The organism is Pseudomonas sp. OF001 (genome assembly GCF_904426495.1).
Lineage (GTDB): Bacteria > Pseudomonadota > Gammaproteobacteria > Pseudomonadales > Pseudomonadaceae > Geopseudomonas.
Window position 1 is genome coordinate 84,272 of the sequence record NZ_CAJGBM010000034.1, and the last position, 25,319, is coordinate 109,590.

Annotated in this window: 23 protein-coding genes; 14 read left to right on the top strand and 9 right to left on the bottom strand. The window is 69.4% G+C overall.

The features are described 5' to 3' along the window. Positions 1–8: 8 nt before the first annotated feature. The 5 genes from RA210_RS16425 to RA210_RS16445 all read right to left on the bottom strand — a co-directional run bounded on the left by RA210_RS16425 (position 9) and on the right by RA210_RS16445 (position 5,601). Positions 9–152, bottom strand: a complete 144-nt coding sequence (locus RA210_RS16425; protein WP_136489946.1) for a DUF2256 domain-containing protein — start codon at positions 150–152, stop codon at positions 9–11. Further along, complete coding sequence (locus tag RA210_RS16430) at positions 149–1,684, bottom strand: cryptochrome/photolyase family protein (RefSeq protein WP_201487311.1); 1,536 nt, start codon at positions 1,682–1,684, stop codon at positions 149–151. The genes RA210_RS16425 and RA210_RS16430 overlap by 4 nt, the downstream gene beginning before the upstream one ends. 261 nt (positions 1,685–1,945) lie before the next feature. Continuing rightward, positions 1,946–2,434: a TIGR00645 family protein gene (locus RA210_RS16435; protein WP_136489944.1), complete on the bottom strand. Its 489-nt coding sequence runs from the start codon at positions 2,432–2,434 to the stop codon at positions 1,946–1,948. 173 nt (positions 2,435–2,607) lie between these two features. Next, the gene (locus RA210_RS16440) at positions 2,608–2,943 is read right to left on the bottom strand and encodes a PA4575 family protein (protein ID WP_136489943.1); all 336 of its coding nucleotides are present in this window, start codon (positions 2,941–2,943) and stop codon (positions 2,608–2,610) included. A 186-nt stretch (positions 2,944–3,129) separates the two neighbouring features. Further along, on the bottom strand, positions 3,130–5,601 hold the full coding sequence (locus RA210_RS16445) for a Lon protease family protein (protein ID WP_201487312.1): 2,472 nt from the start codon (positions 5,599–5,601) through the stop codon (positions 3,130–3,132). A gap of 463 nt (positions 5,602–6,064) precedes the next feature. On the opposite strand from RA210_RS16445, the gene RA210_RS16450 reads away from it, so the two are divergent. Next, positions 6,065–7,732, top strand: a complete 1,668-nt coding sequence (locus RA210_RS16450; RefSeq protein WP_136489941.1) for a diguanylate cyclase — start codon at positions 6,065–6,067, stop codon at positions 7,730–7,732. Positions 7,733–7,811: 79 nt separating this feature from the next. On the opposite strand, the gene ettA is transcribed toward RA210_RS16450, so the two are convergent. Continuing rightward, positions 7,812–9,476 carry an energy-dependent translational throttle protein EttA gene (gene ettA / locus RA210_RS16455; protein WP_136489940.1) on the bottom strand — a complete coding sequence of 555 codons (1,665 nt, stop codon included), beginning with the start codon at positions 9,474–9,476 and terminating at the stop codon, positions 7,812–7,814. Positions 9,477–9,727: 251 nt separating this feature from the next. Here ettA and glyA point away from each other — a divergent pair, with 251 nt between their 5' ends. Together glyA and RA210_RS16465 are read left to right on the top strand one after the other, a co-directional pair. Further along, positions 9,728–10,984, top strand: coding sequence for a serine hydroxymethyltransferase (glyA, locus tag RA210_RS16460; protein ID WP_136489939.1), 1,257 nt, complete (start codon positions 9,728–9,730; stop codon positions 10,982–10,984). 118 nt (positions 10,985–11,102) lie between these two features. Further along, on the top strand, positions 11,103–11,471 hold the full coding sequence (locus RA210_RS16465; protein WP_136489938.1) for a PilZ domain-containing protein: 369 nt from the start codon (positions 11,103–11,105) through the stop codon (positions 11,469–11,471). Positions 11,472–11,477: 6 nt separating this feature from the next. On the opposite strand, the gene radA is transcribed toward RA210_RS16465, so the two are convergent. Next, the gene (gene radA, locus RA210_RS16470; RefSeq protein ID WP_136489937.1) at positions 11,478–12,839 is read right to left on the bottom strand and encodes a DNA repair protein RadA; all 1,362 of its coding nucleotides are present in this window, start codon (positions 12,837–12,839) and stop codon (positions 11,478–11,480) included. A gap of 61 nt (positions 12,840–12,900) precedes the next feature. Here radA and RA210_RS16475 point away from each other — a divergent pair, with 61 nt between their 5' ends. The 3 genes from RA210_RS16475 to mscL all read left to right on the top strand — a co-directional run bounded on the left by RA210_RS16475 (position 12,901) and on the right by mscL (position 14,203). Beyond that, positions 12,901–13,395, top strand: a complete 495-nt coding sequence (locus RA210_RS16475) for a GNAT family N-acetyltransferase (protein WP_136489936.1) — start codon at positions 12,901–12,903, stop codon at positions 13,393–13,395. Between the two features lie 69 nt (positions 13,396–13,464). Continuing rightward, positions 13,465–13,716 carry a YdcH family protein gene (locus RA210_RS16480; RefSeq protein ID WP_201487313.1) on the top strand — a complete coding sequence of 84 codons (252 nt, stop codon included), beginning with the start codon at positions 13,465–13,467 and terminating at the stop codon, positions 13,714–13,716. A 76-nt stretch (positions 13,717–13,792) separates the two neighbouring features. After that, the gene (gene mscL / locus RA210_RS16485) at positions 13,793–14,203 is read left to right on the top strand and encodes a large-conductance mechanosensitive channel protein MscL (RefSeq protein ID WP_136489934.1); all 411 of its coding nucleotides are present in this window, start codon (positions 13,793–13,795) and stop codon (positions 14,201–14,203) included. Positions 14,204–14,475: 272 nt separating this feature from the next. Here mscL and RA210_RS16490 read toward each other — a convergent pair whose 3' ends face one another. Continuing rightward, positions 14,476–16,044, bottom strand: a complete 1,569-nt coding sequence (locus tag RA210_RS16490) for a TerC family protein (RefSeq protein ID WP_201487314.1) — start codon at positions 16,042–16,044, stop codon at positions 14,476–14,478. A 270-nt stretch (positions 16,045–16,314) separates the two neighbouring features. After that, complete coding sequence (locus tag RA210_RS16495; protein WP_201487315.1) at positions 16,315–17,091, bottom strand: ferredoxin--NADP reductase; 777 nt, start codon at positions 17,089–17,091, stop codon at positions 16,315–16,317. A 63-nt stretch (positions 17,092–17,154) separates the two neighbouring features. On the opposite strand from RA210_RS16495, the gene RA210_RS16500 reads away from it, so the two are divergent. From RA210_RS16500 to RA210_RS16535, 8 genes are all read left to right on the top strand, one after another. Then, positions 17,155–18,282: a methyltransferase gene (locus tag RA210_RS16500; RefSeq protein ID WP_201487316.1), complete on the top strand. Its 1,128-nt coding sequence runs from the start codon at positions 17,155–17,157 to the stop codon at positions 18,280–18,282. A gap of 142 nt (positions 18,283–18,424) precedes the next feature. After that, on the top strand, positions 18,425–19,717 hold the full coding sequence (locus tag RA210_RS16505; protein WP_201487317.1) for an NCS2 family permease: 1,293 nt from the start codon (positions 18,425–18,427) through the stop codon (positions 19,715–19,717). A 30-nt stretch (positions 19,718–19,747) separates the two neighbouring features. Further along, positions 19,748–20,833 (top strand): tRNA (uridine(54)-C5)-methyltransferase TrmA, encoded by a 1,086-nt coding sequence (trmA, locus tag RA210_RS16510; protein ID WP_201487318.1) that lies wholly within the window; start codon positions 19,748–19,750, stop codon positions 20,831–20,833. Between the two features lie 112 nt (positions 20,834–20,945). Then, on the top strand, positions 20,946–21,719 hold the full coding sequence (locus tag RA210_RS16515) for an ABC transporter ATP-binding protein (RefSeq protein ID WP_201487319.1): 774 nt from the start codon (positions 20,946–20,948) through the stop codon (positions 21,717–21,719). A gap of 63 nt (positions 21,720–21,782) precedes the next feature. Then, positions 21,783–22,535, top strand: coding sequence for an ABC transporter substrate-binding protein (locus RA210_RS16520; RefSeq protein ID WP_136491217.1), 753 nt, complete (start codon positions 21,783–21,785; stop codon positions 22,533–22,535). A gap of 47 nt (positions 22,536–22,582) precedes the next feature. Beyond that, positions 22,583–23,278, top strand: a complete 696-nt coding sequence (locus RA210_RS16525; RefSeq protein WP_136491218.1) for an ABC transporter permease — start codon at positions 22,583–22,585, stop codon at positions 23,276–23,278. Continuing rightward, positions 23,275–23,967: an ABC transporter permease gene (locus RA210_RS16530; RefSeq protein ID WP_136491219.1), complete on the top strand. Its 693-nt coding sequence runs from the start codon at positions 23,275–23,277 to the stop codon at positions 23,965–23,967. The genes RA210_RS16525 and RA210_RS16530 overlap by 4 nt, the downstream gene beginning before the upstream one ends. A 122-nt stretch (positions 23,968–24,089) precedes the next feature. Then, a complete protein-coding gene (locus RA210_RS16535) occupies positions 24,090–25,301 on the top strand; it encodes a methyltransferase (RefSeq protein WP_236574786.1) in 1,212 nt (403 codons plus the stop codon). The last annotated feature ends 18 nt before the right edge of the window (positions 25,302–25,319 follow it).

Genomic DNA, 25,319 nt, shown 5'->3' on the forward strand with positions numbered 1-25,319 from the left:
GGCGCCGGCTACCCCGTCCTGCCGCGCCCGCGCCGGCAGCGCTCCGAGCAGTAGCGCACCTCGTCCCAGCAGCGCGCCCACTTCCTGCGCCAGGCGAACGGCAGGCCGCACACCGCGCAGACCTTCACCGGCAGATCGGCCTTCTTCCTCACAGCGCCTCCCCGCCATCCAGCCGCGCCAGCAGCGCCTCGCCGCGCTGCCACAGTGCCTGGCGCCTGGCTTCGTCCATGCGCGCCAGGTTCCGGTAGACCATGCCCATCCGTGGATTGCCCTCCAGCCGGTCGCGGTGGCGGATCAGGAAGTGCCAGTACAGCGCGTTGAACGGGCAGGCGTCGTCCGTGGTGCTTTCGCTCACCTTGTAGGCGCAGCCCTGGCAGTAGTCGGACATGCGCCTGATGTACTGGCCGCTGGCGCAGTAGGGCTTGGAGCCCAGGTAGCCGCCGTCGGCGTGCAGCACCATGCCCAGCACGTTGGGCAGCTCCACCCAGTCGAAGGCATCCATGTACACCGCCAGGTACCAGCCGCACAGCGCCGGCGGCGCGATGCCGGCGAGCAGGGCGAAGTTGCCGGTGACCATCAGCCGCTGGATATGGTGGGCGTAGGCGTGCTCGAGGGTCTGGCCGATCACCTGGCGCAGGCAGTTCATCCGCGTCTGCCCGCTCCAGTAGAACTCCGGCAGCGCCCGCGTGCTGGCGAAGGCGTTGCGCTGCGCGTAGTCCGGCATCTGCAGCCAGTAGATGCCGCGCACGTACTCGCGCCAGCCGATCAGCTGGCGGATGAAGCCCTCGGCGGCGTTCAGCGCCACCCGCCCCTGCCGGTAGGCCGTTTCCACGTCGGCGCACAGCCGGCGCACGTCGAGCAGGCCGACGTTGAGCGCGGCGCCGATCCTGGCATGGAACAGGAACGGCTCGCCCTCGGCCATGGCATCCTGGTAGTCGCCGAAGGCGGCCAGGCCGAAATCGAGGAAATGCGCCCAGAGCTGCTCGGCCTCGGCGTGGGTCACCGGATAGTCGAAGCCGTCGAGGCGACCGTAGTGGTGGGCGAAGCGTTCGGCCACCAGCGCCAGCACCTCGCGGCTGATGGCGTCCGGCGCGCAGCGCAGCGGCAGGGGGCCGCGCAGGCCGCGGGGCAGCGCCTTGCGGTTGTCGGCGTCGAAGTTCCAGGCGCCGCCCTCGGGCGTGCCGTCCGGGTGCAGCAGCAGGCCGGTCCGCTTGCGCATCTCGCGATAGAAGAACTCCATGCGCAGCTGCTTCTTGCCCTGCGCCCAGCGGGCGAACTCGGCGCGCGCGCAGAGAAAGCGGATGTCGGCATGCCAGACGATCGGCAGGCCGCTGGCCTTGAGCGCCTGCTCGACCCGCCAGTCGCCGGCCTCGGTGACGTGGATGCTCTGGGGCCGGTGCCGGGCCGCGAAGCGCGCCAGCTCGCCGGCCAGCGAGCCGCTGTTGTGCGGATCGTCGAGGGTCACGTAGTCCACCGCCACGCCGCGCTCGCGCAGGCCTTCCGCGAAGTGGCGCATGGCGCTGAACAGGAAGGCGATCTTCTGCGGATGGTGCGGCACGTGGCCGGCTTCCTCGGCCACCTCGGCGAGCAGTACGCGGTCGCGCGCCGGATCGAGGCCGTCCAGCGCAGCCAGGTCGAAGGACAGCTGGTCGCCGAGGACCAGGCGCAGGGCGGCGATGCTCACGGCCCGACGGCCAGACGCGGCGGACGGCCGTCCAGCTGCGCTTCGCGAACGCGGATGTCGCCCTCCGGGGCTACCGCGCGCCCGGTCCGGGCATGCCTGGATACATCGTGCAGGTTCATGGGGCGGCCACCTCGCAGCATATCTATACGCAAAGCACATAGCGTACAGCATTCGTACAGCAAGACGCTTCTGCAAGGCAAAAACGCCACCGCCCGTCTGCCGGAGGCGAGACGGGCGGTGGCGGGAGCACGCAAGGCCGGGTCAGTGCTTGGTCAGCTTGTCCACGTAGGCCATGGCGAAGGCCGAGACCACGAAGGTCATGTGGATGATCACGTACCACAGCAGCTTGTCGTTGGGGATCTTCTGCGCGTCCATGAACATGCGCAGCAGGTGGATCGAGGAGATCGCCACGATGGACGAGGCCACCTTGAGCTTGAGCGAGCCGGCGTCCATCTTGCCCAGCCACTCGAGCTTCTCCCTGCCGTCGGCGATGTCGAGCTGGGAAACGAAGTTCTCGTAGCCGGAGAACATCACCATCACCAGCAGGCCGCCGACCAGCGCCATGTCGATCAGCGACAGCAGCACCAGGATCAGCTCGGCCTCGGCCAGCTCGAACACGTGGGGCAGGACGTGGAAGATTTCCTGGAAGAACTTCAGGGCCAGGGCCAGCAGCGCCAGCGACAGGCCGAAATAGATCGGCGCCAGCAGCCAGCGCGCGGCGTACATGGTGTTTTCGATGAGTCGTTCCATGAAAGGGGCACGGCGGTGAACAAGGGAGCGGCGAGTATACCGCCCGTCCGCTCCTTCCTGCAGCCCGGGCAGCGCCGCAGGCTGTGGATAACTGTGTGGAAGGATTCTGGATGAATGGCGCACGACGACGAACGGCAGGCCGTGCGTAGCTGGCCCGAGCGGCGGCTGCCGTCCTAGGGCACCAGGCGGAAGCCGCCGGCCGGATGGCCGCGCCCGGCATTCTGCCGGCGCAGTTCGGCCTGCAGGTGCAGGCACCAGATCGGCGGTTCGGCGACCGTCTGATAGCCCTGGTTGTGCAGATTCTCGACGATTTCGGCGAGCACCTCCTGCGCCTCGGCGAGGCCGTGGAACGGGCCTTGCGCCTTGACCGCCGAGGGCTGGCAGGCATTCAGGCCGGCAGCGCAGAGCAGCGTCCACAGGCCCTGGCCACCGGCCAGCGGGCGGATCGTGCATTCGATGCGCGTGACGATGCCCGGGCTGCGCCGGGTCAGACAGAAGTGACGCGACATGGCGACTCTCCTCGCAGGGTCCTGACTTGATCCTAGTCGCCCGGGGCCCTGCTGGAAAGTCGCCAGTTATCCCCGCGATCTGTGGATAACCTTGTGCATGAGACGGGGGCAGATGGGCGCAACCGGCCAGCCGCGGCAGCCCGCGGCCGGCTGTACAGAAAACCGCCAGAACGCGCCCGGGGCGTCTCAGTAGCGGCGACGACGGGCCTGGCGCGGCGGCTGCGCGGCGGCCGGGCTCCTGGCCTGGGGCTCGTCCCTGGCGGCGCTCTCGCCCTCCTCCGCTTCCGTTTCCTCCTCGATCTCGGCGATCTCGCGCAGGCGCTCGACCACCCGCGCGTTGACGCAGCCGGCGGGGAACATGCCGCACTCGTCGGCGCTGCCGGCCAGCTCGCCGACCAGCAGGCTCAGCGCCTCGTCCACCGTGCGCACGGCGTAGACGCTGAACTGCCCGGCGCGCACCGCCTGGATCACCCGCTCGTCGAGCATCAGGTTGCACACGTTGGCGTGGGGAATGATCACCCCCTGCTCGCCGGTGAGGCCGCGCGCCTCGCACAGGCGGAAGAAGCCCTCGATCTTCTCGTTGACTCCGCCGACCGCCTGCACCTCGCCGAACTGGTTGATCGAGCCGGTGATGGCGAAGCACTGCTTGAGCGGCACCCGCGACAGGGCCGAGATCAGCGTGCACACCTCGCCGAGCGAGGCGCTGTCGCCGTCGACGTAGCCATAGGACTGCTCGAGGGCGATGCTCGCCGAGATCTCCAGGGGGAACTCCTGGGCGTAGCGGCTGCCGAGATAGCCGGTGAGGATCATCACCCCCTTGGAGTGGATCGGCTGGCCGAGGCTGACCTCGCGCTCGATGTCGACGATGCCCGAGCTGCCGGGATAGACGGTGGCGGAGATGCGCGCCGGCACGCCGAACGCCGAGTCGCCGACTTCCAGCACGGTCAGGCCGTTGCACTTGCCCATGGCGGCGCCGGCGGTGTCGATCAGGATCACCCCGGCCAGCATGTCGTCGAGGATGCGCGCCGATACCCGGCCGGTGCGGGTGGCCTTGGCCTTGAGCGCGCGCTCGATGTGGCCGACGTCGGTGAGCGCCTCGCCGGCCAGTTGGCGGATGAAGTCGGCCTCGCTGACCAGCTGGAACAGGTCGCCGATGCGCGCCGACAGCCGCCCCTGGTGCTCGGCCAGGCGCGCGCTGTAGGTCGCCAGGCGCGCCACGGCATCGTTGGTCAGCGGCGCCAGGCCCTCCTCGGAGGTGCGCGTCTTCAGCAGCTGGGCGAACTGCTCGAGGCTGTCCTCGAGCAGCGGGATGTCCTCGTCGAAGTCGGCGAGCACGCGGAACAGCTCCTGGAAGTCCGGGTCGAGGTCCTGCAAGGCGTAGTAGACCTCGCGCGAGCCGACGATCACCACCTTGACCTGCAGCGGGATCACCTGCGGGGTGAGGGTGACGGTGGCGATGCGGCCGAGCTCGGCCAGCGGCGACTCCATCTTCAGCTGGCGCGAGTGCAGGGCGCGCTTGAGCGCGTCCCAGACGAACGGCTCGGAGAGCAGCCGCTCGGCCTCGAGGATCAGGAAGCCGCCGTTGGCGCGGTGCAGCGCACCGGGGCGCAGCTGGCGATAGCTGGTGTACAGCGCGCCCTGGTCGGAGCTGTACTCGATGCGGCCGAACAGGTTGTCGTAGGTCGGGTGCGGCTCGAACACCACCGGCGCGCCGCCGTTGTGGACATGGCCGACCACCAGGCTGGGCGCATAGAACTCCACCAGCCCCTGGCGCTTCTGCGCATCCGGACGGTTGTCCTCGACCAGCTGGTCGACCACGGTCTTCAGCAGGTTGAGCTGCAGGGCCTGCAGCCAGGTGCAGACGCCGACGTTCTCCGCATACTTGGCCGACAGCGGCGCCAGCAGCGGCTGCAGGGCCAGGGTGATGGTCTCCTCGTTGAGCTGGCGCAGCTGGTTGCTCGACTCGCGCTTCCATTGCGGCAGGCCGACCAGCTCCTCGTTGAGGCGCTCCTCCAGCTCGGCGATGTCGTCGTGGAAGCGCTCGCGCTCGGCTTCCGGCAGCTGGGCGAACTCGGCCTCGTCCAGCGCCTTGCCGTCCTGCATCGGGGTGAAGGCGATGTTGGCGCTGTCGCGGTACAGGGCGATACCGCGCTCCAGGGCCTGCTTCTCGATGATATCCAGGGCGCGGTCGTAGCGCTGGTTGAAGGCGCGGTCGATGGCGCTCTTCTTCTGCTGGTAGGTGGGCGTCTCGAACACCGCCGGGAAGGTGGCCAGCAGATTGTCGATCAACTGGTCGATGTCGGCCATCAGCCCCTGGGCGCTGCCCTGGTCGAGGCGCAGCGCACGCGGCTCGCGCGGCTCGTCGAAGTTGTTGACGTAGACCCAGTCGCACGGGGTGACCTGGCGCTTGGCCTCGGCCTTGAGGTAGCGGCGCACGAAGGAGAAGCGCCCGGTGCCCGACTCGCCCATGACGAACACGTTGTAGCCGGGGCGCGGCATGGCCACGCCGAACTGCAGGGCGGCCACCGCGCGCTCCTGGCCGAGCACGCCGCGGAACGGCTCGAGTTCGTCGGTACTGTTGAAGTTGAGCAGCTCGGCGCTGAACTGGCTGCCCAGCTGCTCGGGCAGCAGGCGCAGGGATTGCTGGAAATCGGCCATCGAGGGGGTTCCACACAGGTGACGGGCAGGCGCGGCGAGCGGCCGCGCCGGGCGACCCGGCCGGGCGGCGGGCAAGCGCAGCGCGACGACGGGCGGACTGCCGCCGATTGTTGACCCGCAGCCAGGGAATGACAAGAACGGCTGCAACCGGCGGCCGGGGCCAGTCTCGAGCGGCTCAGCTCTGCGCCGCTCGGAGGCCAGGGCATCGAGGGCGGCATGGGGGGCGGCAATGGCGGCCATCCCGGCTGCTCCGCAGGATCGGCATCGTCTTCAATTGGACGGCCCGCCGCCGGTTTGCACTGACGCCGATCAACGGCAGCGCCGCCACCACAAGGCACCATCGGAATGCGACAATCGACGCATTCCGGCAACACTGCGAGGTTATACTGAGCCGTTCAAAGGACCGGTGACCGCAGTCAGCGGAAACCCTGCACGCCGACACTCAGCCACGGAACCCGGCAGCATGAACGAGCACGAAGAGCACAGCAGCGATCGCCTCAAGCAGCACTTCGCCCAGCGGGTGATCCACCAGGCGCGCGAAGTGCTCGAGCTGTGGCTGAGCCTGCAGCGCAGCGAGTGGAACACCACCTACATGGCCCAGCTGAGCGCCGCCACCCGGCGCCTCGGCCATTTCGCCGAGCGCTTCCAGCAGCCGCGCCACGTCCAGCTGGCCGCCGCCATCGAGCAGTGCCTGCAGGCCGTCGACGCCAACCGCGGCCGCCTGAGCAGCCACCTGATCAGCGAGCTCGACAGCCTGATGCAGCGCCTGGCGCGCACCGGCCTGCGCCAGGGCGACGACTGCGACGCGGGCATCCTCAGCCGCCTGCGCAAGCCGATCTACCTGGGGCTGTGCGACGCCGAGCGCAGCGAGCGCCTGGCCCGCCAGCTGGAGTTCTTCGGCTTCACCGCGCTGCCGCTGGACGGCGCCGACGACTTCCGCCTGACCATGCGCCAGCGCCACCCGGCGGCCATCGTCATGGAGATCGACTTCGCCGGAGCCGGCGGCGGCCTGCTGCTGATCGAGGAAGCCCAGCAGGGCCTGGGCGAAAAGCTGCCGGTGCTGTTCTTCAGCGAGCACGAGGCCGACACCCGCACCCGCCTGGCGGCGGTGCGCGCCGGCGGCGAGGACTTCTTCTGCGGCAGCCTGGATGCCTCGGCCCTGCTCGAACGCCTCGAGGACCTGACCCGGCTGACCCAGCACGAACCCTACAAGGTGCTGATCGTCGACGACTCGCGGGCGCAGACCATCTTCACCGAGCGCATGCTCAACAGCGCCGGGATCATCACCCGCAGCCTGACCGACCCGATCCGCGTGATGGCCGAACTCGGCGAGTTCCAGCCCGACCTGATCATCCTCGACATGTACATGCCCGAGTGCCTGGGAACCGAGCTGGCCAAGGTGATCCGCCACCACGAGCGCTACGTCAGCGTGCCGATCATCTACCTGTCGGCCGAGGGCGACATCGACAAGCAGCTCGACGCCATGAGCGAGGGCGGCGACGACTTCCTGACCAAGCCGATCAAGGCCCGCCACCTGATCGCCACCGTGCGCAACCGCGCCGCCCGTGCGCGCAACCTCAAGGCGCGCATGGTGCGCGACAGCCTGACCGGGCTGTACAACCACACCCACATCCTCCAGCTGCTCGAGGACGCCCGGGTGCGCGCCCGCCGCGAGCAGCGGCCGCTGGCCTTCGCCATGCTCGACATCGACCACTTCAAGCAGGTCAACGACCGCTACGGCCACCCGATGGGCGACCGGGTGATCAAGAGCCTGGCGCTGTTCCTCAAGCAGCGCCTGCGCAAGACCGACCACATCGGCCGCTACGGCGGCGAGGAGTTCGCCGTGGTGCTGCCGGACACCGACGCGGCCACCGCGGCGCGGGTGCTCGACGAGATCCGCCGGCGCTTCGCCGAGATCAAGTTCCCCACCCAGGCGCAGGATCTGAGCTGCAGCTTCAGCTGCGGCATCGCCGAGCTGCACGGCGAACAGGAGGCCAAGGCGCTGGCCAGCGACGCCGACGCCGCGCTGTACCGCGCCAAGCACGCCGGGCGCAACCGGGTGATGCTGCACGATGGCGCCGGGGAACAGCCCAAGGCGGCCACGACGCCGGAGCTGGAGATGCTCGGCTGACATGCTCGACTGGCGTGCAGCCAGAGGCCGGCAAGAAAAAACGGAGCCCTGAGGCTCCGTTTCTTCATCCGGCGGCCGTTCAGGCCAGCTTCTTGTAGCGCACCCGGTGCGGCTGGGCCGCCGCGTCGCCGAGGCGCTTCTTGCGGTCGGCCTCGAACTCGGTGTAGTTGCCTTCGAAGAAGTACACCTGGGCATCGTCCTCGTAGGAGAGGATGTGGGTGGCGATGCGGTCGAGGAACCAGCGGTCGTGGGAGATCACGATGGCCGCGCCGGGGAAGTCGAGCAGCGCCTCTTCCAGGGCGCGCAGGGTTTCCACGTCGAGGTCGTTGGACGGTTCGTCGAGCAGCAGCACGTTGCCGCCCTGCTTGAGGGTCAGCGCCAGGTGCAGGCGCCCGCGCTCACCGCCGGAGAGGTCCTTGACGAACTTCTGCTGGTCGGCGCCCTTGAAGTTGAAGCGACCGACGTAGCCGCGCGAGGGCACCTCGTAGTTGCCCACCTTGATCATGTCGAAGCCGTCGGAGACCTGCTCCCACACGGTCTTGCTGCCGTCGAGGTGCTCGCGGCTCTGGTCGACGCTGGCGATCTGCACGGTCTCGCCGATGTCGATGCTGCCGGCGTCCGGCTGCTCCTTGCCGAGGATCATGCGGAACAGGGTCGACTTGCCCGCGCCGTTGCCGCCGATCACCCCGACGATGGCGCCCTTGGGCACGCTGAAGGTCAGGTTGTCGATCAGCTGGCGATCGCCGTAGCCCTTGCTCACGCCGTTGAACTCGATGACCTTGTCGCCCAGGCGCGGACCGGCCGGAATGTAGATCTCGTTGGTCTCGCTGCGCTTCTGGAATTCCTGCGACTGCATCTCCTCGAAACGCTGCAGGCGCGCCTTGGACTTGGCCTGGCGGGCCTTGGCCCCCTGGCGCACCCACTCCAGCTCGGCCTTCATCGCCTTGGCATGGGCGGCTTCCTGCTTGGCCTCCTGGGCCAGACGGGCGGCCTTGGATTCCAGCCACTGCGAGTAGTTGCCCTCGAAGGGGATGCCCTCGCCACGGTCCAGTTCGAGGATCCAGCCGGCGACGTTGTCGAGGAAGTAGCGGTCGTGGGTGATCGCCACCACGGTGCCGGGGAAGTCGTGGAGGAAGCGCTCCAGCCAGGCCACCGAGTCGGCGTCCAGGTGGTTGGTCGGTTCGTCCAGCAGCAGCATGTCGGGAGCCGACAGCAGCAGGCGGCACAGCGCCACGCGGCGCTTCTCGCCACCGGAGAGGTGCTCGATCCTGGCGTCCCAGGCCGGCAGGCGCAGGGCGTCGGCGGCGACTTCCAGCTGGCGCTCGAGGTTGTGGCCGTCGGCGGCCTGCAGGATGGCTTCCAGCTTGGCCTGCTCGGCGGCCAGCGCGTCGAAGTCGGCGTCCGGCTCGGCGTAGGCGGCGTACACCTCGTCGAGGCGGGCCTGGGCCTGCTTGATCTCGCCCACCGCCTCCTCGACGATCTCGCGCACGCTCTTCTCCGGATCGAGCTGCGGCTCCTGTGGCAGGTAGCCGATCTTGATCCCGGGCATCGGCCGGGCCTCGCCTTCGAACTCGGTATCGACGCCGGCCATGATGCGCAGCAGGGTCGACTTGCCCGCGCCGTTCAGGCCGAGCACGCCGATCTTGGCGCCGGGGAAGAACGACAGGGAGATGTCCTTGAGAATCTGACGCTTCGGCGGCACGACCTTGCCGAGCCGATGCATGGTGAAAACGTATTGAGCCATGACGGACCTGAATGGTTGACGACGGTGGGGGCAAGGCCGGCGGCGAACTCCGCGCCGCAGGGGCCTCGCACGCGTGGCGCAAAGCTACCCGAATGCGCCGGACAGGGCAAACCAGCGGGACTGGCGGGCCGCGGCGGGCGCATGAGGGCCGCTTGTCTGACGCGTGACGCCCATTCATGTGCCAGCCCGGCGGCATTCGGGTAGAATACCGCTCTTATCTCCCTATTCGCCCCGATCCCCAGAGGACCGCCATGTTCAGCCGTGATTTGACCCTCGCCCGCTATGACGCCGACCTGTTTGCCGCCATGGAGCAAGAAGCCCAGCGCCAGGAAGAGCACATCGAGCTGATCGCCTCTGAAAACTACACCAGCCCGGCGGTGATGGAAGCCCAGGGCAGCGTGCTGACCAACAAGTACGCCGAAGGCTACCCGCACAAGCGCTACTACGGCGGTTGCGAATACGTCGACATCGTCGAGCAGCTGGCCATCGACCGCGCCAAAGAGCTGTTCGGCGCCGACTACGCCAACGTCCAGCCGCACGCCGGCTCCCAGGCCAACGCCGCGGTGTTCCAGGCGCTGGTCAAGCCGGGCGACACCGTGCTGGGCATGAGCCTGGCCCACGGCGGCCACCTGACCCACGGCGCCAGCGTCAACTTCTCCGGCAAGATCTACAACGCCGTGCAGTACGGCCTGAACCCGGAAACCGGCCTGATCGACTACGACGAGGTCGAGCGCCTGGCCGTCGAGCACCAGCCGAAGATGATCATCGCCGGCTTCTCCGCCTACTCGCAGGTGCTGGACTTCGCCCGCTTCCGCGAGATCGCCGACAAGGTCGGTGCCTACCTGTTCGTCGACATGGCCCACGTGGCCGGTCTGGTCGCCGCCGGCGTGTACCCGAACCCGGTGCCGTTCGCCGACGTGGTCACCACCACCACCCACAAGACCCTGCGCGGCCCGCGCGGCGGCCTGATCCTCGCCAAGGCCAACGAGGAGATCGAGAAGAAGCTGAACTCCGCCGTGTTCCCGGGCGGCCAGGGCGGCCCGCTGATGCACGTGATCGCCGCCAAGGCGGTGTGCTTCAAGGAAGCGCTGAGCCCCGAGTTCAAGGCCTACCAGCAGCAGGTGGTGAAGAACGCCCAGGCCATGGCCGAGGTGTTCGTCGAGCGCGGCTTCGACGTGGTTTCCGGCGGCACCCAGAACCACCTGTTCCTGCTCAGCCTGATCAAGCAGGACATCACCGGCAAGGACGCGGACGCCGCCCTGGGTCGCGCCTTCATCACCGTCAACAAGAACGCCGTGCCGAACGACCCGCGTTCGCCCTTCGTCACCTCCGGCCTGCGCATCGGCACCCCGGCGGTGACCACCCGCGGTTTCGGCGAAGCCGAGTGCCGCGAGCTGGCCGGCTGGATCTGCGACATCCTGCAGAACATGGGCGACGAGTCGGTGATCGACGCCGTGCGCGAGAAGGTCAAGGCCGTCTGCGCCCGCCTGCCGGTGTACGGCAAGTAAGGCTCACGCTGCGCACTGAAGAAACCCGGCCCCGGCCGGGTTTCTTTTTGCCCGCACCCCAGCCGCACCGACCCGACATGGCTTATAGTGCCGCCGCAAACCATCGAGGAGCCCCGTCATGCCCGAGCAGTCCCACGAGCGTCGCCGTTTCCAGCGCATCCCCTTCGAGGCCGACGCCGAACTGCGGCACGGCGCGCAGCGCTGGACCGTGCAGCTGCATGACCTGTCCCTGAAGGGCCTGCTGGTCAGCCGCCCGGCCGGCTGGGCAATGCAGCCCGACACCGCGATCCACGCCAGTCTCCAGCTCGCCCCGCAGGTCGAGGTGCGCATGACGGTGAGCCTGGCCCACCAGAGCGACGACCTGCTCGGCTTCTACTGCCGGGAGATCGACCTCGACTCGATCACCCACCTGCGCCGCCTCATCGAGCTCAACCTGGGCAGCCGAGAGCTGCTCGAGCGCGAGCTGAGCGCCCTGCTGCGCGGCTAGCCGGCGCTACTCGAACAGCGCATCCAGCGCCTGCTCCAGGCGCGTCACCGCCACCACCTCCAGCCCCGCCGGCGACTCCTTGGGCGCGTTGCCCCTGGGCACGATGGCGCGCTTGAAGCCGTGCTTGGCGGCTTCCTTCAAGCGCTCCTGGCCGCTGGGCACCGGGCGGATCTCGCCGGACAGGCCGATCTCGCCGAACACCAGCAGGTCGTGCGGCAGCGGCTTGTTGCGCAGGCTGGAGATCACCGCGGCGAGCAGCGCCAGGTCCGAGGCGGTCTCCAGCACCTTGACCCCGCCGACCACGTTGAGGAACACGTCCTGGTCGTAGGTGGGAATGCTGCCGTGGCGGTGCAGCACGGCCAGCAGCATGGCCAGGCGGTTGGGGTCGAGGCCGAGGGTCACCCGGCGCGGGTTGGCCATGTGGCTGGTGTCGACCAGCGCCTGCACCTCCACCAGCATCGGCCGCGAGCCCTCCCAGGTGGCCATCACCACGCTGCCCGGCACCTCCTCCTGGGCGCGGGTGAGGAAGATCGCCGAGGGGTTGCTGACCTCCTTGAGGCCGCGGTCGGTCATGGCGAACACGCCCAGCTCGTTGACCGCGCCGAAGCGGTTCTTCACCGCGCGCAGCAGGCGCAGGCGGCCGTCCGACTCGCCCTCGAAGTACAGCACGGTGTCGACCATGTGCTCGAGCACCCGCGGGCCGGCCAGCGCACCTTCCTTGGTGACGTGGCCGACCAGGAACACCGCGGTGCCGCTCTGCTTGGCGAAGCGCACCAAGAGCGCCGCGCTCTCGCGCACCTGGGCGACGCCGCCCGGCGCCGACTGCAGCTGCTCGGTGAAGATGGTCTGGATCGAGTCGATCACCATCACCCGCGGCTTCTCCTGGCGCGCGGTGGCGATGATGGTCTCGATGTTGGTCTCGGTCATCACCTTGAGCTTGTCCTCGGGCAGGCCGAGGCGGCGCGCGCGCATCGCCACCTGCTGCTGCGACTCCTCGCCGGTGACGTACAGCGCCGGCATGCGCTCGGCGATGCGGCACAGGGTCTGCAGCAGGATGGTCGACTTGCCGATGCCCGGGTCGCCGCCGATCAGCACCACCGAGCCGTCGACCAGGCCGCCGCCGAGCACGCGGTCCAGCTCGCTGGAGGCGGTGGAGAAGCGCGGCGTCTCCTCGACGCTGACCTCGGCGAGGGTCCTGACGTTGGCCTGCTGGCCGGCCCAGCCGCCGCGGCCGCTGGGCGTCGCCGTCCCCTCCAGCACGGTCTCGATCAGGGTGTTCCACGCCCCGCATTCGCCGCACTGGCCGGCCCACTTGGGGAAGGTGGCGCCGCACTCGCTGCAGCCGTACATGCGCTTGGCCTTGGCCATGGCGGTCTCCGTCCGGAAAAGCGCGATAATAGCGCTCCGTCCGCGCCCGAGTCGCCCCGCCATGCAGATCCAGCTCGTCCCCGCCAGCGCCGCGCAACTGCCGCTGATCCGCAACCTCTACCAGTTCTACGCCTACGACTCGTCGGACTGGGAAGGCGAGGACGTCGAGACCGACGGGCGCTTCTACATCCACGAGGAGCACCTGGCGCGCTACTGGCAGGAGCCGGGCTGGAGCGCCCGGCTGATCCTCGCCGACGGCTTCATCGCCGGCTTCCTGCTGATCGAGCGCTGCGAGCTGCCGGGCATCGACGCGGCCGAGTTCGCCGACCTGTTCATCCTGCGCCGCTACCGCCGCCACGGCATCGGCCGCGCCCTGGTCGCCCAGCTGATGGGCGACGGCACGCCCTGGGTGGTGCGCTTCTACCGCCAGGACGCCCAGGCCTGCGCGTTCTGGCAGGCCCTGCTGGCGCAGCTGCCGCTGCGCGCCGTGCCGATCTTCCCGGCCGATGGCGAGGACGAGCTGCTGAGCTACCTGATCAACCCGCCGACCCACTGAGCCGATGCCATGACGCCGGCGGCCGATGAGCTAGGCTCAAGGGACCTCATCCAGCCGGGAGTGATCGTCATGCCCCACGCACGTCATCCACTGCACCGCGAATTCCCCGAGCATCAGGAGCAGTTGCGCGCGCTGCTGGCCAGCGACAGCCATTTCGGCCAGCTGGCCGAACGCTACGAGGCGCTGGACAAGCGCATCTACGCCGTCGAGGACGGCCGCGAGCCGCTCGACGACGCGGCCCTGCAGACCCTGAAGAACCAGCGGGTGACCCTCACCGAGCAGATCGCCGAGCGCCTGCGCCAGGCCGCCCGCGGCGGCTGAACCACCCAGCGCAGCGCATGTCCAACCGCCACGCTCGGACTATACTGGCCGCAATCCAAACCTCAGGGAGTGAACCATGAGCCTGCTGCAAGAATTCAAGGCCTTCGCCGTCAAGGGCAACATGATCGACATGGCGGTCGGCATCATCATCGGCGCCGCCTTCGGCAAGATCGTCTCGTCGCTGGTCGGCGACGTGATCATGCCGCCGCTGGGCATGATCATCGGCGGGGTCGACTTCAGCGATCTGGCGATCACCCTCAAGGCCGCCGAGGGCGAGACGCCGGCGGTGCTGCTGGCCTACGGCAAGTTCATCCAGACCATCATCGACTTCACCATCATCGCCTTCGCCATCTTCATCGGCATCAAGGCGATCAACAAGCTCAAGCGCGAGGAGGAGGCCGCCCCCGCCGCGCCGCCGGCACCGACCAAGGACCAGGAGCTGCTCTGCGAGATCCGCGACCTGCTCAAGGCGCAGCAGAACAAATAGCCCTTCCGCACAACGCACAACGGCGCCCGATGGGCGCCGTTGTCGTTTCTGGCCTTGTTGAGCCATACCCCCAGATGGTGTGAAAGCGTCGCGAGCGCAGGTCAGGCAAGGCCTGGGCGGCCCCGCGAAATCGGCTGAGGAAGCGGAGTTTGCTGGTTGCAAATGAGCATGACTCGCTGCGCTCGCCCCTTCGGGGCCGCCCTTGCGGGCGTTCAGTGGCAAGCCACTGTCCGAAGCCGATTTCAACGCAGCATGAGCAAGCGCAGCAGCTTTCACGCCATCTGGGCCGGCGGCTTGAGCAGCAGGCGACTGACCCTTCGCTCCCGCACCTCGATCACCCGCAGCTGCCAGCCGGCGAACTCCAGCGCGTCGCCGATCGCCGGCAGGCGGTCGAGCAGGCTCAGCGCCAGGCCGGCGAGGGTCTGGTAGTCCTCGGTCGGCCGCGCCTGGAAGCCCAGGCGCTCGCGCAGCAGGCTGAGGTTGATGGCGCCGCTGACCCGGTAGCCCTCGGCGCACGGCTCGATGTCCGGGCCCGCCACCTCGCTGGCATCCGGCAGCTCGCCGGCGATCGCCTCGAGGATGTCGGTGAGAGTCAACAGGCCCTGGAACTCGCCGAACTCGTTGACCACGAAGGCCACGTGGGCCTGGGCCTCGCGCATCTGCTCCAGCGCGCCGAGCACCGTGCAGCTGTCCGGCAGGTTGAGCGGCGCGCGCAGCAGGCCTTCGATGTCCGGCTGCGCACCGCGCAGCAGCTCCCTGAGCAGTTCCTTCTTGTGCACGTAGCCGAGCGGCTCGTCCACCGCACCACCACGCAGCACCAGCAGGCGCGAGTGCGGCGATTCGAGCAGGGCCTGCTGGATCTGCGCCGCGCCGGCTTCCAGGTCGATGTGGTCGACCGCGTGGCGCTCGGTCATCGCCGTGCGGATCGAACGCTCGGCCAGGTGCAGCACGCCGCTGATCATCACCCGCTCGCGGCGGTCGAACGGCTCGGCCGCGCCGGCATCGCTGCCCTCCAGCAGGTCGGCGATCTCCTCGCCGACCTCGTCGGCGGCCACCGGCTTGCCGCCGAGCAGGCGCAGCACGGCGTGGGCGGTGCGCTCGCGGTGGCTGCGCGCGCCCTCCTGCAGGCTGCGCTTGCGGCGGTGGCGGGCCAGTTGGTTGAACACCTCGATGAGGATCGAGAAGCCGATCGCCGCGTACAGGTAGCCCTTGGGAATGTGGAAACCGAAGCCCTCGGCGGTCAGGCTGAAGCCGATCATCATCAAGAAGCCCAGGCACAGCATGATCACCGTCGGGCGGGCGTTGACGAAGGCGGTCAGCGGCTTGCTGGCCACCATCATCAGGCCGATGGAGATGATCACCGCGACCATCATCACCGACAGCTGCTCGACCATGCCCACCGCGGTGATCACCGCATCCAGGGAGAACACCGCATCGAGCACCACGATCTGCGCGACGATCGGCCAGAACTGCGCATAGGTCCGACTGCCGGTGCTGTACTGGGCATGCCCCTCGAGACGCTCGTGCAGCTCCATGGTGGCCTTGAACAGCAGGAACACGCCACCGAACAGCATGATCAGGTCGCGGCCGGAGAAGCTCTGGCCGAGCACCTCGAACAGCGGCTCGGTGAGGGTGACCAGCCAGGCCATGCTGGCCAGCAGGCCCAGGCGCATCAGCAGCGCCAGCGACAGGCCGATCAGCCGCGCCCGGTCGCGCTGCTGCGGCGGCAGCTTGTCGGCGAGGATGGCGATGAACACCAGGTTGTCGATGCCCAGCACGATTTCCAGGACGATCAGGGTCAGCAGGCCCATCCAGGCCGTCGGATCGGCGATCCATTCCATAGCGGTCAGACTCTCTCGGCAGAACGAAGGCAGCCCGCGCTACCGGGGGCAGGCGGGCATACGCAATACGGGATGACGGCGATGCAGGAAGCACGCCAGGAGACGGGGTAGAGCGGGGAGAAGGCCACCCGCGGTGCGGATGCCACGGGCGGCCTGCAACTACTGTCGCTGTCCATCGGAACCATTCGATCGGAAACAAGGCCGCCATCATAAGGCCAGCGTGTGACAGTCCGGCGAGAAAAACGTAACCAGCCTTTTACCAGTAGTTCTTTACCAATAGTTCTCCAGCGCCAGCTGCCCCGGCCGCCGGCTGAGGCTGAGCTGCAGGCCGCGCGCCTTGAGCCGCGCATGCAGCTCCTCGACCATCGCCGGGTTGCCGCACAGCATCAGCCGCGAATCCCCGGGGGTGATGGGCAGCCCCGCGGCACGCTCCAGCTCGCCGCTGTCGAGCAGCGCAGTGAGGCGGGCCTGCAGGCAGCCGGGCAGGTTTTCGCGGGTCACCACCGGCAGGTAGACCAGCTTGTGCGCCGCTCCTTCCAGCCACTCGCGGCGCGCCAGGTCGGCGATCAGCGCCTGGTAGGCCAGCTCGGCGGCGCTGCGCACGCTGTAGGCCAGCACGATGCGCTCGAAGCGCTGCCATACCTCGGGGTCCTGGAGGATCGACAGGAAGGGCGCCACGCCGGTGCCGCTGGCCAGCAGCCAGAGGTCGCGACCGTCGACGAAGCGGTCGAGGGTGAGATAGCCGTAGGCCTGGCGCTCGATGAGCAGCTCGGCGCCGACCGCCAGCTGCTTCAGCTCGCCGGTGAACTCGCCGTCCGGCACCTCGATGGAGAAGAACTCGAGGAACTCGTCGTGCGGCGCCGAGACCATCGAGTAGGCGCGCCAGACGATGCCGCCGCCGGCCTTGCGCACGCCGAGGCGGGCGAACTGGCCGGCGCGGAAGCGGAAGCCCGGATCGCGCGTGCAGCGCAGGCTGAACAGGCTCGGCGACCAGCGCCACACCTCGAGCAGGCGCTGGCGGGTGAACTTCTCTGCGCTGGCCGTCATACTTGCCTCCCTCCGCTGCCGCCGGCGCGGCGGCTTCCTTCATATAGCGCAAATCCCCCGCCCATGCCCCTGTTCGTCTCCCCCTTCGCCCAACTCGACCTGCTGCGCCAGCCCGAGCAGCGCCACGACCCGCTGCAGGCCTTCGACGCCGCCGACGAGTACCTGCTGGCGCACCTGCACGCGCAGGGCCTGGCCCAAGGCAGCCGCGTGCTGCTGCTCAACGACGGCTTCGGCGCGCTGGCCTGCGCCCTGGCGCCGCACGCCCGGGTGGTCAGCAGCGGCGACTCCTTCCTCGGCGCCCTGGCGCTGCAGAAGAACCTGGCGCGCAACGGCCTGGCGGCGGACGCGGTGCAGTTCGTGCCGGCCAGCCAGACGCCGCAGGGTCCGTTCGACTGGGTGCTGCTGCGCGTGCCCAAGACCCTGGCGCTGCTCGAGGAGCAGCTGATCCGCCTGCACGGCCAGCTCGCCGCGGGCGCGCGGGTGGTGGCCGCCGGCATGCTCAAGCACCTGCCGCGCGCCGCCGGCGACCTGCTGGAGCAGTACCTCGGCCCGGTGCAGGCCTCGCTGGCGGTGAAGAAGGCGCGCCTGCTGCTGTGCACGCCCGAGGCCCGGCCGGCGCCGCTGTCGCCCTACCCGACCCGCTACCGCCTGGACGAGCCGCGGCTGGAGCTGGTCAACCACGCCAACGTGTTCTGCCGCGAGGGCCTGGACATCGGCACCCGCGCCTTCCTGCCCTTGCTGCCGAGCGGCCTCGGCCCCGCGCGGGTGGCGGATCTCGGCTGCGGCAACGGCGTGCTGGCCATCGCCAGCGCGCTGGCCAATCCCGAGGCCGAGTACACCCTGGTCGACGAGTCGTTCATGGCCGTGCAGTCGGCCGAGGAGAACTGGCGCGCCGCGCTGGGCGGGCGCCCCGTCACCATCCGCGCCGCCGACGGCCTGGCCGGCCAGCCGCCGGCCTCGCTGGACCTGGTGCTGTGCAACCCACCGTTCCACCAGCAGCAGGTGGTCGGCGACTTCCTCGCCTGGCGCATGTTCCAGCAGGCCCACGCCGCGCTGGGGCGCGGCGGCGAGCTGTGGATCGTCGGCAACCGCCACCTCGGCTACCACGCCAAGCTCAAGCGCCTGTTCCGCGAGGTCAGCCAGGTCGGCGCCAATCCCAAGTTCGTCATCCTGCGCGCGCGCAAGGGCTGAGCTGGGCAGAATTTCACCAGGCGCCGCGGCGCTGGTATGATGCGTGCCTTTTTTCCCGCCCCTGCCGCCCACAAGGCAGCGGGGGCGCCGTTGGCGCCGACCCCGGCGTTCCGCTCGCGCAGGCCGAGCACCGGAGAACCCCATGCTGGAAAGACTGTTCCACCTCAAGGCCCACCAGACCACGGTGCGCACCGAGATCCTCGCCGGGATCACCACCTTCCTGACCATGGCCTACGTGCTGTTCGTCAACCCGAGCATCCTCGCCAAGACCGGCATGGATCAGGGCGCGGTGTTCGTCGCCACCTGCCTGGCCGCCGCGATCGGCTCGCTGGTCATGGGCCTCTTGGCCAACTACCCGATCGCCCTCGCCCCCGGCATGGGCCTCAACGCCTTCTTCACCTACACCGTGGTGCTGACCATGGGCTACACGTGGCAGGTGGCGCTCGGCGCGGTGTTCCTCTCCGGCGTGCTGTTCTTCGCCCTGTCGATCTTCCGCATCCGCGAGTGGATCATCCACAGCATCCCGCTGCCGCTGCGCACGGCGATCAGCGCCGGCATCGGCCTGTTCCTCGCGCTGATCGCGCTGAAGAACACCGGCATCGTCGTCGACCACCCGGCCACCCTGGTCGCCCTCGGCGACCTCGGCCAGCCCGGCCCGCTGCTCGCCGGCCTCGGCTTCCTGCTCACCGTCGCGCTGGTCCACCACCGCGTCACCGGGGCGGTGATGATCGGCATCCTCGCCGTCACCGCCGCGGCGCTGGCCCTCGGCCTGACCGAGCTGGACCGCGTGGTGGCGCCGCCGCCGAGCCTGATGCCGACCCTGCTGCAACTGGACATCGCCGGCGCGCTGGACGTCGGCCTGGTCAGCGTGATCTTCGCCTTCCTGTTCGTCGACCTGTTCGACACCTCCGGCACCCTGATCGGCGTGGCGCAGAAGGCCGGCCTGGTCGACACCGACGGCAGGCTGCCGCGCCTGGGCCGCGCCCTGCTGGCCGACAGCACGGCGACCATGGCCGGCGCCGCGCTGGGCACCTCGACCACCACCAGCTTCATCGAGTCGGCCGCCGGCATCAGCGCCGGCGGGCGCACCGGGCTGACCGCCTGCGTGGTCGCCGCGCTGTTCCTGCTCAGCCTGTTCTTCTCGCCGCTGGCCGCCGCGGTGCCCGACTACGCCACCGCCCCGGCGCTGTTCTTCGTCGCCGTGCTGATGGCCGGCGGCCTGGCCGACATCGCCTGGGACGACCTCAGCGAAGCCGCGCCGGTGCTGATCGCCGCGCTGGCCATGCCGCTGACCTTCTCCATCGCCAACGGCATCGCCCTCGGCTTCATCAGCTGGACGGCGATCAAGCTGTGCTGCGGCCGCGCCCGCGAGCTGAACAGCGCCATGTGGGTGCTGTCGATCCTGTTCGTGGTCAAGCTGGGCTTCTTCGCCTGACCGGTTTCCCCTTTCGCACACGAGTCCGCCATGCACAGTCCCTCCCTCGACCCGACCCACTACGCCGCCCAGCTCGCCGCGAAGAAGGCCCGCCTGCAGGAGCTGCTGGCGCCGTTCGCTGCCCCCGAGCCGGAGGTGTTCGACTCGCCGGCCGAGCACTACCGCCTGCGCGCCGAATTCCGCCTGTGGCGCGAGGCGGACGGCCGCCACTACGCGATGTTCGAGGGCGACAAGCACACCCCGGTGCTGATCGAGCAGTTCCCGGTGGCCAGCCAGCGCATCAATGAACTGATGCCGCAGCTGAAGGCCGCCTGGCAGGCCAGCGAGGTGCTGTTGCACAAGCTGTTCCAGGTCGAGTTCCTCACCACCCTGGCGGGCGACGCGCTGATCACCCTGTGCTACCACCGCCCGCTGGACGCGGCCTGGCAGGCCGAGGCCGAGCAGGTCGCCGCGCAGCTGGGCGTCAGCCTGATCGGCCGCTCGCGCGGCAAGCGCATCGTCATCGGCCGCGACTACGTGGAAGAGGAGCTGAGCGTGGCCGGGCGGAGCTTCCGCTACCGCCAGCCGGAAGGCGCCTTCACCCAGCCCAACGGCGTGGTCTGCCAGAAGATGCTCAACTGGGCCTTCGACGCCCTCGGCGAGCGCAGCGACGATCTGCTGGAGCTTTACTGCGGCAACGGCAACTTCACCCTGCCGCTGGCCACCCGGGTGCGCCGCGTGCTGGCCACCGAGATCAGCAAGACCTCGGTCAACGCCGCGCTGGCCAACATCGAAGGCAACGGCATCGGCAACATCGAGCTGGTGCGCCTGTCCGCCGAGGAGCTGACCCAGGCGCTCAACGAGGTGCGCCCGTTCCGCCGCCTGGCCGGCATCGACCTCAAGGGCTACCAGTTCGGCAGCGTGTTCGTCGACCCGCCACGCGCCGGCATGGACCCGGACACCTGCGAGCTGACCCGGCGCTTCGACAGCATCCTGTACATCTCCTGCAACCCCGAGACCCTGGCCGCCAACCTCGCCCAGCTGCACGACACCCACCGCATCGTGCGCTGCGCGCTGTTCGACCAGTTCCCCTGGACCCACCACATGGAGAGCGGCGTGCTGCTGCAGCGGCGCTGAGGCGCCCCGGCAACGCACGCAGAAAACCGCAGCAGGCCGCCCGGGCGCCCCATGGCGACGGCGTCGGCCGCTGTGCTAGCTTGATCCGCACAACGACATCAGGAATCCCCCCATGGCCGCAGCCACTCCGGCACTGGAAATCCGCAACCTGCACAAACGCTACGGCGACCTCGAGGTGCTCAAGGGCATCTCGCTGACCGCGCGCGACGGCGACGTCATTTCCATCCTCGGCTCCTCCGGTTCCGGCAAGTCCACCTTCCTGCGCTGCATCAACCTGCTGGAAAGCCCGCACGCGGGGCAGATCTTCGTCGCCGGCGAGGAACTCAGGCTCAAGCCGGGCAAGGACGGCGCGCTGGTCGCCGCCGACAGCCGGCAGATCAACCGCCTGCGCAGCCAGCTCGGCTTCGTGTTCCAGAACTTCAACCTGTGGCCGCACATGACCATCCTCGACAACGTGATCGAGGCGCCGCGCCGCGTGCTCGGCCTGTCGAAGGCCGAGGCCACCGAGCGCGCCGAGGCGCTGCTGGCCAAGGTCGGCATCGCCGCCAAGCGCGACAGCTACCCGACCCAACTGTCCGGCGGCCAGCAGCAGCGCGCGGCCATCGCCCGCACCCTGTGCATGGAGCCCAAGGTGATCCTGTTCGACGAGCCGACCTCGGCGCTCGATCCGGAGATGGTCCAGGAAGTGCTCAACGTGATCCGCGCGCTGGCCGAGGAAGGCCGCACCATGCTGCTGGTCACCCACGAGATGAACTTCGCCCGCCAGGTGTCCAGCGAGGTGGTGTTCCTCCACCAGGGCCTGGTCGAGGAGCAGGGGCCGCCGGACCGGGTGTTCGGCAGCCCGAGCTCGGAGCGCTGCCGCCAGTTCATGTCTAGCCTCAAATAACAACTCGGCCGACGCGCCCGCGCCGCGGCCGGGCGACGGACAGCCAAACAAGGAGCCCTACCCATGAAAATCCGCAACTCGCTGCTGGCCATGGCCGCAGCCCTGGTCCTCGCCACCCCGGCGCTGGCCGCCGACAAGCTGCGCATCGGCACCGAAGGCGCCTACCCGCCCTTCAACCAGATCGACGCCAGCGGCAACGTGGTCGGCTTCGACGTGGAGATCGCCAAGGCGCTGTGCGTGAAGATGCAGGCCGAGTGCGAGATCGTCACCTCCGACTGGGACGGCATCATCCCGGCGCTCAACGCCAGGAAGTTCGACTTCATCGCCGCTTCCATGTCGATCACCGACGAGCGCAAGCAGGCGGTCGACTTCAGCGACCCGTACTACACCAACAAGCTGCAGTTCATCGCGCCCAAGTCGGTCGACTTCAAGACCGACGAGGCCAGCCTCGACGGCAAGGTGATCGGCGCGCAGCGCGCCACCATCGCCGGCACCTGGCTGGAGGACAACCTCGGCGACGTGGTCGAGGTGAAGCTCTACGACACCCAGGAAAACGCCTACCTCGACCTGGCCGCCGGCCGCGTCGACGGCGTGCTGGCCGACAAGCTGGTCAACTGGGAATGGCTGAAGAGCGACGCCGGCAAGGACTTCGAGTTCAAGGGCGAGCCGGTGTACGACGACGACAAGATCGGCCTCGCCGTGCGCAAGGGCGACGACGCCCTGCGCGACAAGCTCAACGCCGCCCTCAAGGCGATCGTCGAGGACGGCACCTACAAGCAGATCAACGACAAGTACTTCCCCTTCAGCATCTACTGAGCCGCTAGCGGCGCGCCATCTTCACGCTGGCGCGCCGCCGACAAACCATGATTCCTGACCTTCAAGGCTTCGGGCCGGCGCTGGCCGCCGGCACCTGGATGACCATCAAGCTGTCCGTCGCCGCCGTCGGCGTCGGGCTGCTCCTCGGCCTGCTCGGCGCCCTGGCCAAGACCTCGGCCAGCCTGCCCCTGCGCCTGCTCGGCGGCGGCTACACCACGCTGGTGCGCGGCGTGCCGGAAACCCTGTGGGTGCTGATGATCTACTACGGCACGGTGAGCGGCCTCAACGCCGTCGGCGCGGCGTTCGGCTACCCCGAGCTGGCACTGAATCCGTTCGCCGCCGGCACCCTGGCGCTGGGCCTGTGCTTCGGCGCCTACGCCACCGAGGTGTTCCGCGGCGCGCTGCTGGCCATTCCCAAGGGCCAGCGCGAGGCGGGCCAGGCACTCGGCCTGTCCGGCCTGCGGATCTTCTGGCGCATCATCCTGCCGCAGCTGTGGCGCACCGCGCTGCCCGGCCTCGGCAACCTGTACATGATCCTGCTCAAGGACACCGCGCTGGTGTCGCTGATCTCGCTGGAGGAGATCATGCGCAAGGCGAGCGTCGCCTCCAACGCCACCAAGGCCCCCTTCACCTTCTACATGAGCGCCGCGGCCATCTACCTCGGCCTCACCGTGATCGTCATGCTGGTCCTGCACCAGCTGGAAAAACGCGCCGGCCGCGGCATCGCGAGGAACGAGCTATGAGCGGCTGGGAACTGCTGGTCAAATGGACCCCGAAGATGCTCGACGGCGTCGCCCTGACCCTCGAGCTGGTGGCGATCGCCGTGGTCGCCGGGCTGATCGTCGCCCTGCCGCTGGGCATCGCCCGCGCCTCGCGGCACTGGCATGTGCGCGCGCTGCCCTCGGCGTACATCTTCTTCTTCCGCGGCACCCCGCTGTTGCTGCAGCTGTTCATCGTCTACTACGGCCTGGCGCAGTTCCCGGAGGTGCGCAAGAGCGCGCTGTGGCCATTCCTGCGCGACCCGTACTGGTGCGCGCTGGCGACCATGACCCTGCACACCGCGGCCTACATCGCCGAGATCATGCGCGGCGCGATCCACGCCGTGCCGGTCGGCGAGGTGGAGGCGGCGCGCGCGCTGGGCATGTCGCAGCGCCAGGCGCTGTGGCACATCATCCTGCCGCGCGCCGCACGCATCGGCCTGCCGGCCTACACCAACGAAGTGATCCTGATGCTCAAGGCCAGCGCGGTGGTCTACACCGTGACCCTCTACGACATCATGGGCATGGCGCGCACCATCAGCTCGCGCACCTACGAGCAGATGTTCTTCTTCGTCTACGCCGGGGCGCTGTACCTGGTCATCACCATCGGCCTGACCTGGATCTTCCGCGGCATCGAGCGCTGGCTGCGCATCGACGCGGCGCGCGCCCGCTGAGAAGCGGTGCCCTGGGGCGCGCGGCGCACCCTACCGGCGACCACCGCCGAACCGTAGGGTGCGCCATGCGCACCACGTCGCCGCTATAATCGCCGCCCGCCCACTGCCCGTCGCCGCCCGCCGTGTCCGACATCCTCCAAGGCCCCCTGCTGCGCCAGCGCTTCGCCGAGCTGGACGCCTTCCTGCGCGAACACCAGATGCTGTGGCGCGACAAGCCGTTCACCGCCCTGACCCTCGGCTGGGAGCGCGACTACCCCGCGCTGGCCGCCTGGCTGCGCGGACGCACGCTGGAGCAGGCCGACGCGGTGCACAACCACCCCGAGCAACTGGACGCCCCGGCGCCCTTCCCGCAGCTGGCCGCGCACGCCGCGCAGCTGGCCGCGGTCGGCGACCTGCCGGCTGGCGCCGTGGCGCCGTTGCCGGCGCAGTTCAGCGTCGACGTGCCGGGACGCAAGTGGCAGCAGATCGACGCCTTCGCCAGCCGCCTGCAGTTCCGCGAGCCGCCGCGCCACTGGCTGGACTGGTGCTCCGGCAAGGGCCACCTGGGCCGCCGCCTGGCCCACGCCGGCACGCCGCTGACCTGCCTGGAATACGACGCCGCGCTGGTCGCGGACGGCCAGCGCCTCAGCGATCGCCTCGCCCTGCCGGCGCGGCACCTCGAACAGGACGTGCTGGCCGCCGGCGCCAGCGAACGCCTGCAAGCTGGGCACACCCCGGTGGCCCTGCACGCCTGCGGCGAGCTGCACGTGCGCCTGCTGGAGCTGGCCAGCGCCAAGGGCTGCCGCCAGCTGGCGGTAGCGCCCTGCTGCTACAACCGTATCGCCACCGACGTCTACCGGCCGCTGTCGCAGCCGGCGCAGGCCTCGGCGCTGCATCTCAGCCGCGACGACCTGCGCCTGCCGCTGGCCGAGACGGTCACCGCCGGGGCGCGGGTACGCCGCCAGCGCGACCAGTCGATGGCCCGCCGACTGGCCTTCGACCTGCTGCAGCGCGAGCTGCGCGGGGTGGACGACTACCTGCCGGTGCCCTCGCTGGCGCCGGCCTGGCTGGACAAGCCGTTCGCCGCCTGGTGCCGCGAACTGGCCGAACTGAAGGAGCTGCCGGCACCCGGCGAGCGCGACTGGACGGCGCTGGAGGCCGCCGGCTGGCAGCGCCTGGCCGCGGTGCGCAACCTCGAGCTGGTGCGCGGCCTGTTCCGCCGGCCGCTGGAGCTGTGGCTGCTGCTGGACCGGGCGCTGTACCTGGAGGAGCAGGGCTATCGGGTACAGCTCGGCCAGTTCTGCGACTACCGGCTGACCCCGCGCAACATCCTGCTGCTGGCCGAGCGCGAGTAGCGGCCAGAAACGCAGAAG